General features: G+C 65.1%; 1 pseudogene. It reads left to right on the top strand.

Going from position 1 to position 510, the window contains the following annotated elements:
* Positions 1-510 (top strand): annotated as a pseudogene (locus GTW58_RS14095) (thiamine pyrophosphate-dependent enzyme); the annotation flags it as partial.

Raw genomic sequence — 510 nt, 5'->3', positions numbered from 1 at the left:
GACCCTCACGCTGCGCACCATCCTTGGCCTGCTGCGTGACGCCTACTGCCGCACCGTAGGCGTCGAGTACATGCACCTGGACACCCCCGCCGAGCGTGAGTGGTTCCAGGGCGAGCTCGAGAAGGGCTACACCAAGCCCACGCGCGACGAGCAGTTCCGCATCCTCAGCCGACTCAACGCAGCAGAGGCTTTCGAAACCTTCCTGCAGACCAAGTACGTCGGCCAGAAGCGCTTCTCCCTGGAGGGCGGCGAGTCCCTCATCCCGCTGCTGGACGCCGTCATCTCGGACGCCGCGGACGAGAACATGGCCGGTGTGGTCATCGGCATGGCCCACCGTGGCCGTCTCAACGTGCTGACCAACATTGCCGGAAAGTCCTACGCTCAGGTCTTCCGCGAGTTCGAGGGCAGCCAGGACCCGCGTGCCTCCGAGGGCTCCGGTGACGTCAAGTACCACCTGGGCACGGAGGGCACGTTCACCTCAGACAACGGCAACCAGACCCAGGTCTACCT

It is taken from the genome of Kocuria subflava (assembly GCF_012163155.1).
Taxonomy (GTDB): domain Bacteria; phylum Actinomycetota; class Actinomycetes; order Actinomycetales; family Micrococcaceae; genus Kocuria; species Kocuria subflava.
This window is presented reverse-complemented; position numbering and strand designations above follow the sequence as displayed.